The following is an 18,217-nucleotide window of genomic DNA, read 5'->3' as shown; positions in this document are numbered from 1 at the left end:
GAACGTAGCCGCGGCTCACGTGCCGAGGTGGGTGCGGAGGAAGTCGAGTTCGAGGCGGAGGAGGCGTTCGGCGAGGCCGCCGGTGGCCATGTGGGTGGCGCCGGTCAGCGGCAGCACCGAGTGCGGCCGGCCGGTGGCCAGCAACGCCGCCGACAGCCGCAGCGTGTGCGCCGCCACCACGTTGTCGTCGACCATGCCGTGCACCAGTAGCAGCGGGCGGGCGTGTGCCGGGTCGGTGACCGGCTCGGCGGCCAGTTCCACGAGTGAGTGGTGCGCGTAGACGTCCTCCCCGTCGGCGGGCAGACCCAGGTACCGCTCGGTGTACGCGGTGTCGTACAGCGCCCAGTCGGTGACCGGCGCGCCGGCGATGCCGCACCGGAACAGCTCCGGATGCCGCAGCACCGCCAGGCCGGCCAGCCAGCCGCCGAACGACCAGCCACGCACCGCGACCCGGTCCAGGTCCAGGTCCGGGTGCTTGTCGGCGAGCGCGGTGAGCGCCTCCACCTGGTCGAGCAGGACCACGTCGGCGACCCGTCGGTGGATGGCCTTCTCGTACGACGGGGCGATGCCCGGCGTGCCCCGGTTGTCGGTGACGACCACCGCGAAACCGGCGTCGGCCCACCACTGCCGCTCCAGCCAGGCCGAGCGGGCGGCCACCACCTCCTGGTGGCCCGGACCGCCGTAGACGTCCAGCAGAACCGGCAGCCGACGGCCGGTGACGTGGTTGTCCGGGTAGAGCACCGCCGCGGGCAGCCGCCGGTCGGTCACCCGCTCCAGCAGCGGCAGCGGGGAGTAGCTGGGCGTGGCGGCCAGCGACCGCAGCGTGCCCACCTCCCGATCCCCCTGGAGCACCGTCCACCGCACGCCCGCGTGATCCAGCGAGGCGCTGCCGATGACCAGCACGCCACCACCGACCGCGCCGACGTGCCAGCCGGCGTCGCTGGTCAGCCGGCGGGCGTCCACCCCGCCGCCGATGCTGGTCCGGACCCGGAACAGGTGCTGTTCGCTCGGTTCGCCGTCGCTCGCCTCGACCAGCAGGTCCGCCGGACCGCCGCCGCCGGCCAGCCGGCCGACCACCCGGCGCACGTACAGCGAGGGCGGAGTGAGCAGGGTGCCGTCGGCGAACAGGCAGCGCGCGTCGTACCCGTCGTGGGCCAGCTCGCCACCGACCAGCACCCGCCCGTCGGGCAGGTGCGCGGGGGTGCCCGGGATCGGTTCGACCCAGCGTGGGTCGGCCAGCTCGGCGTGCACCTGGGTCTCTCCGGTACGCGGGTCGACCGCGAGCACCAACCCGTGCTGCTGGGCGCGGCGCAGCACGGTGATCAGCGGGGCGCCCTCACCCCAGTGCACCGCGGTCAGGTACGGGTAGGTCTCCCGGTCCCAGTGCACGTCGACCCACCCGCCGTCGAGGTCGAGCAGGTGCAGGCTGACCTCGGCGTTCGGGCCACCCGCCACCGGGTACGCGACGCTTGTCGGCGGGCTGCCGGGCTGCGCCGGATCGTGCAGGTGCCAGCGGGGCAGCCGGGTCTCGTCGACCCGGGCGGCGAGCACCGACCGACCGTCGGGAGCCCACCAGTAGCCGCGGTGCCGCCCGAACTCCTCCGCCGCGATGTGCTCGGCCAGCCCCCAGAGCACGCCGGAGTCCTCGCCGGCCAGGATGGTGTCGGCGCCGTCGCTGTCGATCACCCGTAGCTCGCCGTGGCGGACTCCCTCGGCGGCGTCGGTCACGTAGGCCAGCCGCTGCCCGCTCGGGTCCGGTCGGGGGTCGAGCACCGGCCCGACGGTGGGCACCTCGATCACGTCGCCGTGCACCAGGTCGGCCCGGAAGAGCCGACCGGCCAGCGCGAACACCGCAACCCGGCCGGTGGCGTCGAGGGCGTACGAGCCGATGCCGGAGGCACTCAACCGCAGCCGCTCCCGCCGGGCCCGTTCCCCCGGGCTCAGCGCGTCGGGGCCGGCGTCGGTGCCGAGCAGCGCGCCCGGATCGGCGACCAGCCGTTCGGTGCCGGTCGCCACGTCCAGCAGCCACAGCGCGTCGGCCGGATCCTCCGGCCCGGCCGAGCGTAGGAAGACCACCCGGGCACCGTCCTCGGCCACGGCGACGGCACGCGGCGCCCCGTGGCTGAACCTGCGGGTGCGGGCGGCCAGCTCGGGAAAGTCCACAGGCCAGATCGTAGGCCGGTACCGGGCCCGATGTGAGCGACCTGCGCGGACGCGTCTGGGCCGGTGGGCGAGAACCGCCGGTTAGAGTGACCGTCGTGACGACGCTGCCTGACCGCCGCCTGCTGCTGGTCCACGCGCATCCCGACGACGAGTCCATCGGCACCGGCTCGACGATGGCCCACTACGCGGCCACGGGTGCCCACGTCACCCTGGTAACCTGCACGCTGGGCGAGGAGGGTGAGATCCACGTACCGGAGCTGGCCGGGCTCGCCGCCGCCGAGGCCGACCAGCTCGGCGGGTACCGGATCGCCGAGCTGGCCACCGCCTGCGCCGAACTCGGCGTCACCGACCACCGGTTCCTCGGCGGGGCCGGCCGCTACCGCGACTCCGGCATGATGGGTCTGCCGACCAACGAGCACCCCCGGGCCTTCTGGGGGGCCGATCTGGACGAGGCCGCCGGCCAGTTGTTGGAGATCATCCGGGAGATCCGCCCGCAGGTGGTGGTCACGTACGACGACAACGGCTTCTACGGCCACCCCGACCACATCCAGGCGCACCGGGTGACCATGCGGGCCGTGGAGCTGGCCGCCGCCGAGGGGCTCGCGCCGGCGAAGGTCTACTGGACGGCGATGCCGCAGAGCGTGCTGGAGGCCGGCATGACGCACTTCGCGGAGGCGTCGGACAATCCGTTCGCCGGCATCGGTGACGCCACCGAGCTGCCGTTCTGCACGCCGGACGCGCAGATCGCCGCCCGCATCGACGCCACCGAGCAGCACGCCGCCAAGGAGGCGGCGATGCGCGCCCACGCCACCCAGATCCCGGCCACCTCCTGGCTGTACTCGATCGCCGGCAATTTCGGTGCCGAGTTCATGGGGGTGGAGTACTTCACCCTGGCGGTGGGGGAGAAGGGGGCGGGCAGCGGTCCGTACGGCTGGGAGTCGGATCTGTTCGCCGGGGTGGACGTCGCAGCGCCGGACGTGGCCGGCGACCTGGGCGTCGTCGGCGGTCCCGGCCGTAGACCGGTCGCACCGGCCGGTCACCGGTGACGCTGCCCGCCGCGATGTCGGTCGCACCGCAGGAACAGCAGCCGCCCCGGCCGATTCGGCGGTGGCGACGTCCGCTGGACCTCGGCCTGCGGGTGGCCGGCGGCGGGTTCGCCGTGGTGGCGGCGGCGCTGAGCGCGGTGCTGGAGTTGCTGCTCGCCCCGCTGCGGATCGGCGGGCACCTGATCGGCATCACGGTGGTCGTGGCCGTGGCCGTGAACATCGCGTTGAGCTGGTTGGCCGTCGAGACCGTGGGCCGCCGCTGGGCGGTGGCGCTGCCGGCGCTGCCCTGGGTGGCGATCATGGTGATCGCCGCCGACCGGACCAGTGAGGGCGACGTCCTGCTCGTCGGCAACTGGGTCGGGCTCACGCTGGTGGTGGGCGGTGCGATGACCTTCACGGTGATGGCGTTCCGGTCGATCCTCGCGCCGGCTCCGGCTCCCGGACGGTACTGACGTCGCTCAGCGACGGGTGGTACATATTCCTGCCAGGAGACCCGCCATCCGGGCGGGCGGTACGGCGGGAGGCGTGTGATGGGACAGCGGTGGCGTGCGGTCGGGGTGCTCGCGATCGCACTGTTCGCGGTCAACGTGGTCGCCCGGCTGGTCATCCGGTTCGGCTTCGACGGTGACGACACCGTCGCCGACCGGGTGTCGCTCGGGATGTTCGTGGTGATCGGTCTGCTGCTGGCCGGCGTGGCATTCGTCTGGGGCGCGCGGCGTCCGTTGGCCCGCTGGGCCGGCGACGTGGCCGCCGCGATCGGCATCGCGGTCGGGTTGACCGTGCTGGTCGGGCCGCTGCTGGTGGGCGACAACCCGTTCGCCGGTGGCGGCGGTACGTTCTTCGCGCAGATCGGGCTCTACCTGGTGGCGACCACCGTCGGGGCGATGCTGGGCTACCTGCTGCTGGTCACCCTCGGCCGCGACCACCGTTCGCGCAGCCTGCAACGGTACGCCGAGACCACCGCGGCCAAGCCCCGCCGGGTGGTCCGTCGTTGACCGGCGGGGTCACCGCGGCGCGATCCGGGTCAGATAGGTGTGGTGGGTGGTGAAGCCCAGCTTGCGGTAGAGCGCGACCGCGCCGGCGTTGCTCTGCTCGACCTGGAGGAACGCATCCGTCGCACCGGCCTCGGCGGCCCAGTCGGCGAGTGCCCGGATCAGCCGGACGGCGAGTCCCTGCCGGCGTGCGGCGGGCAGCACCTCGACCAGGCACAACCCGAGCCAGCGCCCCTGGCCGGTCACGGTGCCACGGCCGACGGCGACGAGCCCGCCGTCGAGATACACGTGGGCGAAGCGGATGTGGTCCACGGCGGTGAGCACGTGCCGGGCGGCGTCCGGTAGCCCGCCCTTGCGGCCGGCCGCGACGGCGAGCCAGTCCGCTGACGGCGCGCCGGCCAACTCGACCACTGCGCCTCCCGCGTCGGCCGTGCCTCCCGGGCCGGCCGGGCGGCCGGTGGTGTCACCCGGGTCGCGGCTGAGGTCGGGGACGCCGGTCGCTGCGGGAATCGCCTCGTCGGACGTGGCCGCGAGGAGGGCGGCGAGTGGTGCGGTCTGCACCAGCACCGGTGGGCGGCTGCCCCAGCCGCGCCGGTCGAGTTCGGCACCGACCGGCGCGGCCAGCGGCAGCGGCGTGTTGACCATGGCCGGGCGGCCGTGTCCGGCGTACCAGCGCTGCACCGCGTCCAGTGCGGCCGGCAGCGGACGGTCCGGATCACCCACCGGCAGGGCCGAGTTGGCCCGCCCGGTCCAGCCGTCGGCGGCCCGCAGCAGCCAGTCGCCCAACCGGGCCCGGACGGGCGCCGGCCACGCCTCGTCGGCGGCGAGTTCCAGCTCGATCATGGCGGCGGCGGTCGGCCGCCGGGCGGCCGGAACCCGCTTGGCCCGGTGCACCTCGGCGATCGGCACCCGCAGTCGCCCCTGTCGGGTGGTGAGCGTGAGATGTGTCTCGCTCAGCTCGACCAGCTCACCGAGCGCGTCGGAGTAGACCGGACGACCACCGCGTACGCCGACGCGACGCCGCACCACGATCCGGTGTCCCACGTCTTGCTCTCGGAGCACGATCGACCTCCTCCCCGGCGAGATACTAGGCTCTTACCGTCGCGGGTGATCGCGGCGTGTCTTGCGGAGGAGAAGACCGGTGACCTACATCATCGCCGAGCCGTGCGTGGATGTGCTCGACAAGGCATGCATCGAGGAATGCCCGGTCGACTGCATTTACGAGGGCAACCGGATGCTCTACATCCACCCCGACGAGTGCGTCGACTGTGGTGCCTGTGAGCCTGTCTGCCCGGTGGAGGCGATCTTCTACGAGGACGACGTCCCGGAGCAGTGGAAGGACTACACCGGCGCCAACTACGAGTTCTTCGAGGATCTCGGTTCGCCCGGTGGGGCCTCCAAGGTCGGCAAGGTGGAGAAGGACGCCACCTTCGTCGCCGCCCAGCCGCCCCGCGGCGAGGGCCACTGAACCGGCCCGGCCCCGTCTCGTCGCGGCTGCCCGAGTTCACCTGGGACACCCTGGACGCCGCGGCCACGTTGGCCGCGGCGCACCCGGACGGCCTGATCAACCTCTCCATGGGTACGCCGGTCGATCCGGTGCCGCAGGTGATCCGGCAGGCCCTCGCGGACGCCTCGGACGCGCCCGGCTACCCGTTGACCGCCGGCACCCGGGCGCTGCGGGACGCGATCACGGTTTGGGTGTCGCGGGCATGTGGCGCGGGCGCGGACGGGTTCGGAGTCCTGCCGACGATCGGCTCGAAGGAGCTGGTGGCCTGGTTGCCCACCCTGCTCGGGGTGGGGCCGGGCGACGTCGTGGTGGTCCCGTCGATCGCCTACCCGACCTATGAGGACGGTGCCCGGCTGGCCGGGGCCACCACCGTACGCGCCGACTCGCTGACCGCCGTCGGTCCGACGTCCCGGGTGCGCCTGGTCTGGGTCAACTCACCGGGCAATCCGACCGGACGGGTGCTGCCCGTCACGCACCTGCGCAAGGTGGTGGACTGGGCGCGTGAGCGCGGTGCGGTGGTGGCCAGCGACGAGTGCTACCTGCCGTTGGGCTGGGACGCCGAGCCGGTGTCGGTGTTGGCACCCGAGGTGTGCGGCGGCTCGTACGACTCCGTGCTGGCGGTGCATTCGCTGTCCAAGCGTTCCAACCTGGCCGGCTACCGGGCCGGGTTCGTGGCCGGTGACCCGGCGCTGGTGGCCGAGTTGCTCAAGATCCGCAAGCATGCGGGGATGATCGTGCCGGCGCCGGTGCAGGCGGCCATGGTGGCGGCCCTGCGCGACGAGCGGCACGCCGACGAGCAGCGGGAGCGGTACCGTGCGCGGCGCGAGATGCTGCGGGCGGCGTTCGTCGGCGCGGGCTTCACCGTGGAGCACTCCGAGGCGGGGCTCTACCTGTGGCTGACCCGGGGCGAGGACTGCTGGGCCACCGTCGACTGGCTGGCCCGGCGGGGGATCCTGGTCGCCGCCGGTGTCTTCTACGGTCCCGGCGCGCGGCAGTACGTCCGGGCAGCGCTCACCGAGTCCGACGAGCGGATCGCGGCGGTCGCCGCCCGCCTGGCCTGACCATCGCCGAGGGCTGCCGAGGTCGTGCTCGACACCTGCCGGGCACGACCTCGGCTCGCCTCGCCGCGTCGGCTCAGTCCTCGTTGATCCGCTCGAACACCCGCAGCAGGTTGTCCCGGCTGTGCCGCTCCAGCAGCTCGCTGCCGTACAACTCCTGCAGGGCCACCGTCCGACCACCGTGCAGCGTCAGCTCGGCCTTCAGCGGAATCTCCCTGGTCACGTTCACCGACACCAGCTCCTCGTACGGCAGGAACTGGTGTCGAGTGGCCAGCGTGGCCACCGGCGTCGACTCGAGCAGGTTCTTGAGCCGCTTCTCGCCGTCGCCGGCCTTGCCCGGGCCACCGACCAGGATCAGACCACGGTCGAGGATCAGCAGGTCGTGCTGCACACCGTCGACCTTCATGTTGCCGATGGCGCCGATGACGCCGGCGTTGTCGGCGGTGGCGCGGCCCTGCACCACCGTCGCGGTGGCGGGGTCGACGCCCAGCTCGGCCAGCCGGACCAGGGCCTCGTCGAGGGTTTCCGCCGATACCGCCAGCTTGGCGATCTCGGCGAGGTCCAACGGCTCACCGTCAATGCCCACGAACTGGGCCGGACCACCCCAGGACAGCTGCCAGCGGGCCCGCTGGGCGCGGACGGCCGCGTTGTCGAGCAGCAGTTCCATCGGTCCGGCGAAGCGGGCCGCTGCCTCCCGCCGGGTGGCGTCGCTGAAGAACTGCTCGGCGAACTCGCCGAGACGGCCCGCCCGGACGAGGTCGAGCACGGTCGTCAGGCCCGGCTCCGCACTGCCGGTGAACCGGCCGGCCGCCCGGTAGATGTTGTCCGCCTGACGTTGCATACCGGCGGCGATCGCCGCGTGGGTGAATTCCGGCCAGGGCAGCACCTGACGGTTGCCGAGGTCCAGGACCAGGCTCTGCAGCCGGCGGCCGGCGGCCAGGACGTCGCTGACCAGCACGTGTGCGGGACGGTCGTCGGCGAAGGCGGCACCGGCGGGCAGCTGTGCCATCGCGTCGATCCGGATGCCGATCGGCGGGTGGGTGTCCCACCGGGACGGCTCGCGGTCCGGTACGTCCTGCTGGAGCTTGTCGATCTGCTCCCGGCGGGCGTTCAGCAGTTGCCCGAAGCCGCCGAACAGGTCGTCCGGGGCGAGGCCGGCCTGCCAGCCCGAGTCCACGTAGCGGTCGGTGAAGAAGTTCCAGGCCGCGTCGAGCGCCGGCAGGCTGCGCAGGGCGGACGTGGCCGCCTCGTGACCGGCGAGTTGGACGGAGGCCCGGTCGGCCTCCAACTCCTGCCGCCGCGACGCGGCGTTGTCGACCATCAGGTACAGCTTCGCGTACCCCTTGAAGACCAGGCCGATGGGGTTGCGGGGCTTGATCCGCTCGATGGTGCCCTCGATCGCCAGCCGTCCCCGGTAGGCGACGCCGCCGAGCCGGGTGTGCTTGCCGGAGTAGTGACCCAGTTCGTGTGCCAGCACCGAGCGGAGTTGGTCGACCCGCATCGCCTGCAGCAGCGGCAGACCCACGTAGAGGGTGCGTCGCCCGCCGATCAGCCCGAGCAGTCGACTCTGCTCGCCGACCGCCGCGTTCACCTCGGGCACCAGCCGGATCTCGTCCGGCGCGCGGGTACCGACCGCGTCGGCGAGCTCCCGGACGGTGGCCCACAGCTGCGGTGCCTCCCGCTCGTCGAGCACCAGGCCGGGTGCGGGTTCGTTCTTCGTCCGGATCGCCCGCCAGAGCCCGACCGCCACCGCACCGAGCGCGACAATGAGCGGCAGCAGCAGCTTCCCGGTGACCAGTCCGTTCGTGTGGCCGTACAGCCACACGCCGAGAGCGGCGACGGCCGCCAACTGAAGCAGCGCGACCACGTAGAACCCGATCAACATGACCACCGAGGCGAGTGCCCGGTACGTCGCGGCCATGGCCGTTCCTCCCCGTTCCGTGCCCGCCTGGCTGCGGGCGGCGCAGGGACCGTACGACGTGGATCTTTGCCGGACAACCCCCTTCCGGTCCGGTTCGGTCGGCTTTACGATCTTGCCGGTCGAGATCGGGGGAGGGAAGCCACATGTGGCCGTTCCGGCGCAGGGGCACGCAGCCAGAGACGCCGACGTTGGTGGTGGAAGATCGGATCCGGCCTGCGCGTTCAGCCGCTTCCGGGACAAGGCGTACGCCGCGCGTGCCTGACCGTCGGGCGGGCGTACCGGTCCGACCGCCGATCCAGCCGGCGATATCCTCGGCGCGGACGTAGGGCGTGTCTGCGGACGTAGTGGCGGTTCCGCGCCGATCCGGCAGGCACGCCGCGGGGCCGGCCGGCTCCGTGACGAAACGGAACGCCGAGGTACGCGGATGGTGCTCAGGGCTGACGCACGGCTGCGGGCGGCGGTGGTCGGCACCGGCCTGATCGGTGGCTCGGTGCTCCTCCGACTGCACGCCGTCGGCGTCGACGTGACCGGCTGGGATCCGGACGAGCAGACCCGCCGGCAGGCCCGGCTGGCCGGCGTACCGACCGCGGAGCGGCTGGTCGACGCGGTGGCCGGCCGGAACGTGGTGTTTCTCGGCGGACCGCTGCCCACGCTGCCCGCGACCCTGGTCGAGGTTGCCGCCGCCACCGCGGAGGACTGCCTGGTCACCGACGTGGGCAGCACCAAGGCCGAGTTGGCGGCGTTCGCCGCGGAACAGGGGTTGACCAGCCGGTTCGTACCCGGGCACCCGATGGCGGGCACCGGTCGGGCTGGTCTCACGGCGGCGCTGCCGGAGCTGTTCACCGGCGCCGCCTGGGTGCTCTGCCCCGCACCGGACGGGCTGGCCGCGTTCCGCCGCCTCGTCACCCTGGTCACCGACGTCTTCGCCGCCCGGGTGGTGCCGATGGCCGCGGACCGGCACGACGCCGTGGTGGCGCTCGCCTCGCACGTGCCACACCTGCTCGCCGGGGCGCTGGCCGGTGCGGCGCACCGGTCACCGTCGCGGGACGCGGTCCTGGCGCTGGCCGCCGGGAGCTTCCGGGACGGCACCCGGGTCGCCGGCACCCCGGCGCACCGCACCGGCAACATGCTGCGCGGCAACCGCGACCAGGTGCTGGCCGCGTTGACACAGGTCACCGGGTTCCTCGACGAGTTGGCCGCCGCTCTGCGCTCCGACGACGCCGACGCCCTCACCGCCCGGTACGCCGAGGCCGCCGCCGCCCGCGCCGAGTTGGCCGGTCGCCCGTACGACGAACAGGTCACGTCGTTCCCGGTGGGCGCGGCGTCGGCCGAGGTGGCCTGGCTGTACCAGGTGGGGGCGGCCGGCGGTCACCTGAGCGGTTGCCGGGCCGGGGCCGACACCGTCGCCTATGTCGCTCGACTTCCGCGGGTCTGAAGCCCGGCTCATCGGTGGGCGCGGCGCCGGGCCCGCCAGTAGGGTGAGGGCATGGTGGACGGACCAGTCGTGACCGTGCGCGGCGAGGCGTACCGTGAGGTCGCGCCGGAACTCGCCCGGTTCACCGTGACCGCGCTGGCCCGGGATCGGGAGCGGGAGCCGACGTTGACCCGGCTGGCCGAGCGGGCGGCGGCGATCCGGGTGCTGCTCGACTCGTACGGCCCGACCATCGACCGACGCGAGACCGGCGAGCTGCGGGTGCGCCCCGAGACCCGTCGCTCCGGGGAGCGGGTGGTGGCCTGGCACGGTTCGGTGGTGACCACGGTGACGGTGAGCGACTTCACCAGCCTCGGCGAGTTGATGCTGCGCCTGGCCGACCAGGACCAGGTCGAGGTGGCCGGTCCGTGGTGGTCGTTGCGCCCGGACAGTCCGGCTTACCGGCAGGCCCGGCACACCGCGATCAGCGACGCGTTGCAACGCGCCCGCGAGTACGCCGAGGCGCTCGGTGCCCAGGTCACCGACCTGGTCGAGCTGTCCGACGAGGGCGGCACCGCCCAGCCGATGATGGCCCGGATGGCGTTCGACGCCGGCGCGGTGGAGTCCGGTGGCCCACCGGAGCTGGAGCTCGACCCGCAGCCGCAGGGCGTGCACGCGGCCGTCCGGGCCCGGTTCACGATCAGCCGGCCGGTCCTGTCCTGATGACCGTCGCGGAGGTGCTGTCGGTCGAGGCGCTGCTGGAGCGGGCCCGGAGGCTGGCCGATGCCGGGCCGCGGCAGCTGCTCGGCGTCACCGGCGCACCCGGTGCCGGCAAGTCCACGCTGGCCGCACAGGTGGTCGAGGCGGTCGGTCCGGCCGCCCGGCTGGTGCCGATGGACGGCTTCCACCTCGCTCAGGACGAGTTGCGTCGGCTCGGCCGGGAACTGCGTAAGGGTTCGATCGACACCTTCGACGCCAACGGTTACGTCTCGCTGCTGCGTCGGCTGCGGCGCAAGGAGCCGACGTCGGTCTGGGCGCCGCAGTTTCGTCGGGAGCTGGAGGAGCCGATCGCCGGTGCGATCGAGGTGCCGCCGGAGGTGCGGCTGGTGGTCACCGAGGGCAACTATCTGTTGATTCCGAACTGGCCCTGGGACGAGGTACGCGCCCTGCTGCACGAGGCGTGGTTCCTGGACCTCGACGCCGACCTGCGGCGTCGGCGGCTGGTCGCCCGGCACATGGCCTACGGCCGGTCGGAGCAGGACGCGAGGGCCTGGGCGCTGGGCAGCGACGAGGCCAACGCGGTGCTGGTGGCCGGCACCGCCGACCGCGCCGACCTGGTGGTACGCCTAGCCGAGCCCCCGCCGGGGTGACGGGACCGCCCGCCGCAGCAGCCACGCCACCCGGGATCTCTCCCGTTGGAACTCGGCGGCCTCCGGATAGCCACTGTGGCTGCGGATCGGCGGGTCGGCGACCTCGCCGTCGCTCGGATGCAGGGCCTCCGGGTCGGTCACCGCGATGTCCCGTTCCCCGGCGGTGACCGGCCAGCCGAGCGGATCGGTGTCCCGCCAGAAGTTCGTCCACCGGGTGCCGCCGCCGGGGCGGGTCAGCGCCTCGGCCAGCACCGGTAGCCGGTCCGGGCCGAAGTAGGCGGGGAAGATCCGGCCGTAGAGGCGGGTCAGCTGGCAGCCGTAGGAGAAGAACCAGATCCGGTGCCGCCACCGGCTCGGCAGCTGGAGGATGACCGCGGTGCAGATCACCGTGCCCTGGCTGTGCCCCGAGAGGATGATGCCGTCCACCCGGCGCGGGTCGGGCTCGGCCAGCGCGATCAGACCGGCCGTGCGGGTGAGCAGTTCGGGCACCGCCCGTTCGGCGTAGCTCGGTGGTGCCAGGGGATGTGCGGCGCGTGGCCAGAAGGTTCCCACGTCCCAGATCACGCCGACGGAGCGGCGGATGGTGTTCTTGCGATAGACGAGCAGGCCGACGGCGGCCACCGCCACCGGTAGCCAGCCGAGCAGCGCGTCGCCGACGTCCGCCACCGCCTCGATCACCGGGGCCGCTCCGCCCGCCTCGTGGTCCGGGAGCGGACACGCGAGAACGGCCGCGCAGCCCACCACGGCGAGGACGGTCATCGCCCCCGCGTACCAGCCGATCAGCCGCAGCGCGTGCTCGCCGACCAGTCGGTGCAGCGCCTGGTGGGCACTGACGTCCCGAGCGCGACGCAGGTCGTGCGCGGACAGTCGGCCGCCCCGGGCGCGTAGCTGGGCGTACTCCTGGCGTCGCAGCCGGTGGAACAGCACCACCGCGCGGACGGCGACCAGGGCGAGCATCAGCAGCGCGGCGGCGAAGGCCAGGCCGGCCCAGGTCACCGGGGCCGGCGGAACCACCAGGGGTCGACCGACGGGCGCGTCTGCGCCGTTGAGCCGGTTGGTGACCCAGTAGAGCACGCCGGCGCTGTACGCCAGGCAGAGCAGCCAGCCGAAGCCGGCGATGACGGCGGGCGCTCGACCGCGCCAGGCCAGGTCGGAGTGCGGTTCGAGCGGCTGTTTGCGGCTTGTGGGACGGGTTCGGGGCAGTAACAGGCCGACCGCGGCGAGGGCGAGCAGCGGCAGGCCGAACTGCCAGAGCGCCACCGGGGCCGGTGGTGCGGCCGGCAGCCATCCGTGGCACCAGGCGGCGCCGAGGGCGATCAGCAGTGCGGCGGCGGCCGGCGTGGCACCGCCACGCCGGCCGGATCGGGCGGTCGCGCCGATCGCGATGAGTAGCAGCAGCTGACCCGTACCCAGCCAGGCGATGACCCGGTCGAAGCCCGGTAGCGACCGGTCGGCCAGGCAGCCGGGCTGAGTGGGGTCCTGGTCGCAGCCGACCGGCGGGCGCAGTCCGGCCAGCGGGCTGCTCGCCGCACCGTCCGGCAGCAGCAGCACCGCGAGGGTGCCGGCCAGGCCGAGTCCGGTGAGGACGATGACCGCGATGCTCCACCCGCCGAGCGGGGTGGCGCCCTCGCGTCGGGTCAGGAAGGGCCGGCCGATGGCGACCAGCGTGATCGCCAGGACGGCGGTGAACGCGACCACGGCGGACCAGGTGAGCGCCGCCCGTGCGCCGTGTGGCGGGTCGAGCACCGAGACCGTGCCGAGCGGGACCGCCGCCGCCACCACCGTGCCGGTGCACAGATGCAGTACGGCCGCCCGGCGTAGTTGCCCCTCGCCCCACCAGAACGTCGGGTCCTGAAGCGGATTGGTCGGTGGTCCGGGTGGTGGCTCGGGAGTGGGTGGCGGCTCCTGCACCGGCTGGCCGATCGGCACCTCGACGTCGACCGGCGGCGGGGTCCGACGTCCCGGCGGATTCGTGGTGGGGTCGGCTGGCATCACCGCCTCGTACTGGTAGGTCCGCCAGGTGACCAGGCCGAGGACTCCGATCATGGCGAGTGGCACGGTCAGACCGACGGCCAGGGCCCGGCCGCCCTGCTGCCACCAGGCACCGGCGAGGAACTCCCACGGGCCGGGAATCCGGCTCAGGCAGACCTCGTCCACGCACTGCCAGCCGATGAGATCGACGCCGACACCGGTCGTCGCGAGCACCGGGGTGGCGGTCAGGCTCAGGCAGAAGAGCCTGATCAGCCAGGCCGTCACGCCGGATCGGCTGGCCAACCGTTCGGTGGTGGGGTCCGCCGGTATCCCCGGCCGGGCGTGCAGCGCCACGTTGGCCAGGGTGAAGGGCAGCAGCAGCGTCCACAGGGCGCGCTCCACGTCGCGGGCGGTCCGCGCGCCGGAGGTCAGCTGCCCCCAGCTGTACGCCTCGACGACGATCGGGTCGAGCGGCGCGGCGGTCGGCAGGCGGTAGAAGCCGGTGACCGGGCCGCCGGCGACGAGTCGTGGTTGGGGCGGCTCGCCCCCGGGTTCGCCCGTCAGGCCCAGGGTCTCGGCGGGCGGGGTGTTGGACACTCCGTGTACGCGTAGTTCGAGGATCCGACCTCCCATGCGAGCCTCCCGGTGACGCACCTGTCACCTACAGTGCCCGATGTGGTGCGGCGGGTGCCACTCGTCCTGGGGATGTTTACGCAGCTAGAAGGCTGATTGCGGGTCAGTCGAGCTGGCGTACCGGTCGAGCCGGATTACCGACCGCGACGACGTTGGCAGGCAGGTCCCGGGTGACCACGGCGCCCGCGCCGACCACGGTGTTCTCACCGACGGTGACTCCGGCAAGGACTATCGCGCCACCGCCGAGCCAGGCATTGTCACCGATGGTGATGGGTCGGGCCGCCTCCCACTTCGCCCGGCGTGGCGCCGGCTCCACCGGGTGGGTGGGGGTGAGCAGTTGCACGTTCGGGCCGATCTGCACGTCGGCGCCGATGGTGATCGGTGCGACGTCGAGGAAGACCGCGTGGTAGTTGACGAAGCTGCGCGGCCCGATCCGGATGTGGTAGCCGTAGTCGCAGTAGAACGGTGGGCGGATTCCGGTCTCCTCGCCGATCTCGCCGAGCAGCTCGTGCAGGGCCGCTCGACGTGTCTCGTGGTCGTCGACGCCCCCGCCGTTGATCCGTTCCATCAGGCGCAGGGCGCGGAGGTGGTCGGCGATCAGCTCCGGGTCGTCGGCGAGGTACGGCTCGCCGGCGAGCATCCGTTCCTTCATGGACGTCACCCGTCCGATCATGCCCGGCGCCGCCGCGACGAGGACTCAACTTCGTCGAATTCCTGACTCCCTTTTGCATACTCGGTATGCAACCCTGATGAGAGTCGATGTGTCCTACATCGATGTAGACGCTCCAGAGGAGGATTCAGTTGCGACGAAGGAGCAAACTGTCCGCCACCGGACTCGTGCTGGGTCTGGTGCTCGGCGTACCGGCGGCGGCCACGGCCGCACCGGCGGCGCCGACAGCGGCCCCACCGACCCCCGTCCCGACCGGCCGGCCGGACAACGGCCGCACCTCAGCCACCGTCACCCTGGTCACCGGTGACCAGGTCACGGTCACCGCGACCGGGGCGAGCGTACGCCCGGCCGAGGGCCGCGACGGCATCCGTTTCCTCACCCAACGGCAGCGGGACCACCTCTGGGTGCTGCCGCAGGACGCGCTGCCGCTGATCCGCGACGGACGGGTCGACCGCCGGCTCTTCGACGTGGCCGGGTTGATCGCCGCCGGCTACGACGACGCGCACCGCGACTCGCTGCCCCTGCTCATGACCTACGGGGCGACCGCCCGACGGGCCGGCGCACCCGACGGGGTGACCGTCACCCGCGACCTGACGGCCATCGGGGGCGTCGCGGCCACCGCGGACAAGCAGCGGGTGGGCCAGCTCTGGGCCACGGTCGCCGGTGCCGGTAGCGCCCGGTTCGACGCGGCGGGGGGTGTCGAGCGGATCTGGCTCGACGGCCGACGGCAGCTGACGCTGGAACACAGCGTGCCGCAGATCGGTGCGCCCGCCGCCCACCAGGCCGGCTTCACCGGTCAGGGGGTACGCGTAGCGGTGCTGGACACCGGGGTCGACGCCGCGCATCCCGACCTCACCGGCCGGGTCGCCGAGTCGCGGAACTTCACCGAGGAGACGAACCCGGGCGACATCGTCGGGCACGGCACCCACGTCGCCTCGATCATCGCGGGCAGCGGTGCCGCCTCGGCGGGCCGAAACCGGGGTGTGGCACCCGATGCGACCCTGCTCTCCGGCAAGGTCTGCGAGGAGTACGGGTGCACCGAGTCGGCGATCCTGGCCGGCATGCAGTGGGCCGCCACCGAGGCCGGGGCCGACGTGGTCAACCTCAGCCTGGGCGGGACGGACACCCCGGAGGTGGATCCGCTGGAAGAGGCGGTGAACACGCTCACCGAGCAGACGGGCGCCCTCTTCGTGATCTCCGCCGGCAACGCCGGAGGGACCGGCACGGTCGGCTCGCCGGCCAGCGCCGACGCCGCGCTCGCCGTCGGCGCGGTCGACCGCGACGACCAGCTCGCCGACTTCTCCAGCCGGGGCCCCCGGGTCGGTGACGACGCCCTCAAGCCGGACATCACCGCGCCGGGAGTCGACATCGTGGCCGCCCGGGGGCAGGGCACGCAGCTCGGTGAACCGGTCGGCGACCAGTACGTCGCGCTCTCCGGCACCTCGATGTCCGCACCACACGTCGCGGGTGCGGCGGCGTTGCTGGCCCAGCAGCACACCGACGCGACGGCGGAACTGCTCAAGGCCACCCTGATGGCCTCGGCCCGGCCCAATCCGGAACTGACCGCGTACCAGCAGGGTGCCGGCCGGGTCGACGTGGCGCAAGCCATCACCCAGTCGGTGGTCAGCGAGCCGGCCAGCGTCTCGTTCGGCCGCACGCTGTGGCCGCACGACGACGACGAGCCGATCCAGCGCCAGGTGACCTGGCGCAACACGGGAGCGGCACCGCTCACCCTGGACCTCGGCATCGAGGCCACCGGCCCGGACGGGGAACCGGCGCCGGCCGGGGTGTTCACGCTCGGTGCCCGGCAGGTCCAGGTACCGGCCGGTGGCACCGCGTCCGCCACCGTCACGGTCGACACCAGCGTCGACAGCCCGGACGGCCACTACACCGGCCGGGTGGTCGCCCGCTCCGGCGACCAGGTGGCGGTCACCCCGTTGGCCGTCAACAAGGAGGTGGAGAGCTACCCGTTGACCGTGCGACACCTGAGCCGTGAGGGTGCCGTGCCGGACGACTACGCGACCTTCCTGCTCGGGTTGGACGACTTCACCGACATCTTCGTGGCCGACCCGGACGGCACCGCCGAGGTGCGGGTGCCCAAGGGACGGTACGGGCTGGCCAGCTTCCTGTTCGACGAGACCAGCGAGGAACTGGTGCTGATGGCCCAGCCGGAACTGGTGGTGGACTCGGACGCCGAGGTCGTGGTGGACGCGCGCACGGCGAAGCCGGTGCGGATGACCGTGCCGGACCGGTCGGCGACGCCGGCACTTGTCGCCGTCGACGCGAACTTCCTGCTCGACTACGGGTCGGCCGGGTTCGGCGCGCTCGCCGACGACTTCGACGGGCTGTTCACCGGACCGGTCGGCAGGCGGGCTGCGGCAGACCACTTCTTCGCCGTGTTCAGCAGCCAGTTCGCCGATCTGGAGGCGGCCAGCAGCCGGTATCTGTACGCCCTCGCCGAGGTGGTTCCGGGCCGGATGCCTGCCGGGTTGACCCGGAACTACCGCGGCAGTGACCTGGCCACCGTCAAGCAGACGTTCCGGGACGGTTATCCGGGCACGCTCGCCGAACGGATGTCCTTCGCCCTGTTCGAGCCCGACCTGGGCGGCTGGGCGGTCGGGCTGCCGACGGCGGTGCCGGGCCAGCGGGTCGAGTACTACAACACCGGGGCGGTGCGCTGGAGCACCGAGCTGTGGTTCGGCACTCGCAGCGATGACGTGCCCTGGCTCGAACCGGTGGCCGTGCTCTTCTCGGAACCGACGGCGTACCGGGCCGGGCGGACCTACCGGGAGGTCTGGAACGGTGCACCCCACGGACCGTCGTTCCCGGTGCCGCGCTGGCCGGAGGACGGCCTGACCCGGCAGGGTGATTTGATCACTCTGTCCGTGCCGCTGTACGGCGACGCGGCCGGACACCCGGGCAGTTCGCTCACGGACGCCGGACGTACCGCCCTCTACCGCAACGGCAAACTGGTGGGTGAGTCCGAGGAACCCGGCTGGGGCCAGTTCGAGGTGCCCGCCGGGCCCGCCAGGTACCGGCTGGAGATGTCGGCGAAGCGCAGCGTCTCCGACCTGAGCACCGAGGTCGCCACCGCCTGGACCTTCCGGTCCCGGCACGTGCGGGGCGACGACCCGGTCCGGCTGCCCGCCTCCGCGATCCGGTTCGCGCCGCGACTGGACGAGCGGAACGCGGCCCCGGCCGGCCGGGCCTTCGTGATCCCGGTGGCGGTGCAGCGCCAGCCCGGTGCGCCGGCGGCGAAGACGGCGTCGTTGACCGTCGAGGTCTCCTACGACGGCGGCAAGCGCTGGCAGCGCGCCAAACTGCGCAAGGTCGGTAGCGGCTGGCAGGCCACCGTGCAGCACCCGCGTGGTGCCGGCCACGTGTCGCTGCGGGCCACCGCCCGCGACACCGACGGCAACACCGTCACCCAGCGGATCATCCAGGCGTACCGCCTGCGGTGACCCGCACCGGCGGG

14 protein-coding genes are annotated in these 18,217 nt (G+C 73.1%); 9 read left to right on the top strand and 5 right to left on the bottom strand.

Annotated features, from left to right (window positions below; genetic code table 11):
* Positions 1-15 precede the first annotated feature (15 nt).
* Entirely contained in the window at positions 16-2,163 is a 2,148-nt protein-coding gene (locus O7597_RS06515) for a prolyl oligopeptidase family serine peptidase (RefSeq protein WP_281582253.1), read from the bottom strand.
* 86 nt (positions 2,164-2,249) lie between these two features.
* Between O7597_RS06515 and mshB the strand changes: the two genes are divergently transcribed.
* The 3 genes from mshB (at position 2,250) to O7597_RS06500 (ending at position 4,204) form a co-directional block, all read left to right on the top strand.
* Complete coding sequence (gene mshB, locus O7597_RS06510) at positions 2,250-3,209, top strand: N-acetyl-1-D-myo-inositol-2-amino-2-deoxy-alpha-D-glucopyranoside deacetylase (protein ID WP_281582252.1); 960 nt, start codon at positions 2,250-2,252, stop codon at positions 3,207-3,209.
* A gap of 14 nt (positions 3,210-3,223) precedes the next feature.
* On the top strand, positions 3,224-3,661 hold the full coding sequence (locus O7597_RS06505; protein ID WP_281582251.1) for a hypothetical protein: 438 nt from the start codon (positions 3,224-3,226) through the stop codon (positions 3,659-3,661).
* A 78-nt stretch (positions 3,662-3,739) separates the two neighbouring features.
* Positions 3,740-4,204: a hypothetical protein gene (locus O7597_RS06500; protein WP_269738187.1), complete on the top strand. Its 465-nt coding sequence runs from the start codon at positions 3,740-3,742 to the stop codon at positions 4,202-4,204.
* 9 nt (positions 4,205-4,213) lie between these two features.
* On the opposite strand, the gene O7597_RS06495 is transcribed toward O7597_RS06500, so the two are convergent.
* The gene (locus O7597_RS06495; protein WP_281582250.1) at positions 4,214-5,263 is read right to left on the bottom strand and encodes a GNAT family N-acetyltransferase; all 1,050 of its coding nucleotides are present in this window, start codon (positions 5,261-5,263) and stop codon (positions 4,214-4,216) included.
* Between the two features lie 79 nt (positions 5,264-5,342).
* Here O7597_RS06495 and fdxA point away from each other — a divergent pair, with 79 nt between their 5' ends.
* The gene (fdxA, locus tag O7597_RS06490) at positions 5,343-5,669 is read left to right on the top strand and encodes a ferredoxin (protein WP_030490464.1); all 327 of its coding nucleotides are present in this window, start codon (positions 5,343-5,345) and stop codon (positions 5,667-5,669) included.
* Positions 5,666-6,769 carry a succinyldiaminopimelate transaminase gene (gene dapC / locus O7597_RS06485; protein WP_281583200.1) on the top strand — a complete coding sequence of 368 codons (1,104 nt, stop codon included), beginning with the start codon at positions 5,666-5,668 and terminating at the stop codon, positions 6,767-6,769. The genes fdxA and dapC overlap by 4 nt, the downstream gene beginning before the upstream one ends.
* Before the next feature lie 73 nt (positions 6,770-6,842).
* Here the strand turns inward: dapC and O7597_RS06480 are convergent, their stop codons facing one another.
* Positions 6,843-8,687: a M48 family metallopeptidase gene (locus O7597_RS06480; RefSeq protein WP_269738185.1), complete on the bottom strand. Its 1,845-nt coding sequence runs from the start codon at positions 8,685-8,687 to the stop codon at positions 6,843-6,845.
* A 424-nt stretch (positions 8,688-9,111) separates the two neighbouring features.
* Between O7597_RS06480 and O7597_RS06475 the strand changes: the two genes are divergently transcribed.
* From O7597_RS06475 to O7597_RS06465, 3 genes are read left to right on the top strand one after another with little or no spacing between them, the layout of a single operon-like run.
* The gene (locus tag O7597_RS06475) at positions 9,112-10,122 is read left to right on the top strand and encodes a prephenate dehydrogenase/arogenate dehydrogenase family protein (RefSeq protein WP_281582249.1); all 1,011 of its coding nucleotides are present in this window, start codon (positions 9,112-9,114) and stop codon (positions 10,120-10,122) included.
* Between the two features lie 51 nt (positions 10,123-10,173).
* Positions 10,174-10,821 carry an SIMPL domain-containing protein gene (locus O7597_RS06470; RefSeq protein ID WP_164447760.1) on the top strand — a complete coding sequence of 216 codons (648 nt, stop codon included), beginning with the start codon at positions 10,174-10,176 and terminating at the stop codon, positions 10,819-10,821.
* A complete protein-coding gene (locus tag O7597_RS06465) occupies positions 10,821-11,468 on the top strand; it encodes a nucleoside/nucleotide kinase family protein (protein ID WP_281582248.1) in 648 nt (215 codons plus the stop codon). Before O7597_RS06470 ends, O7597_RS06465 begins: the two co-directional genes overlap by 1 nt.
* On the opposite strand, the gene O7597_RS06460 is transcribed toward O7597_RS06465, so the two are convergent.
* Positions 11,445-14,072, bottom strand: coding sequence for a hypothetical protein (locus O7597_RS06460; RefSeq protein ID WP_281582247.1), 2,628 nt, complete (start codon positions 14,070-14,072; stop codon positions 11,445-11,447). The two genes, O7597_RS06465 and O7597_RS06460, sit on opposite strands and share 24 nt — an antisense overlap.
* 103 nt (positions 14,073-14,175) lie before the next feature.
* The gene (locus O7597_RS06455) at positions 14,176-14,712 is read right to left on the bottom strand and encodes a sugar O-acetyltransferase (RefSeq protein WP_269738722.1); all 537 of its coding nucleotides are present in this window, start codon (positions 14,710-14,712) and stop codon (positions 14,176-14,178) included.
* Positions 14,713-14,873: 161 nt separating this feature from the next.
* Between O7597_RS06455 and O7597_RS06450 the strand changes: the two genes are divergently transcribed.
* Positions 14,874-18,203 carry a S8 family serine peptidase gene (locus tag O7597_RS06450; RefSeq protein WP_281582246.1) on the top strand — a complete coding sequence of 1,110 codons (3,330 nt, stop codon included), beginning with the start codon at positions 14,874-14,876 and terminating at the stop codon, positions 18,201-18,203.
* Positions 18,204-18,217 lie beyond the last annotated feature (14 nt).

Source organism: Verrucosispora sp. WMMC514 (assembly GCF_027497295.1).
Lineage (GTDB): Bacteria > Actinomycetota > Actinomycetes > Mycobacteriales > Micromonosporaceae > Micromonospora > Micromonospora palythoicola.
The sequence above is the reverse complement of the archived record's forward strand: the minus strand, read 5'-3'. Positions and strand labels throughout refer to the sequence as shown.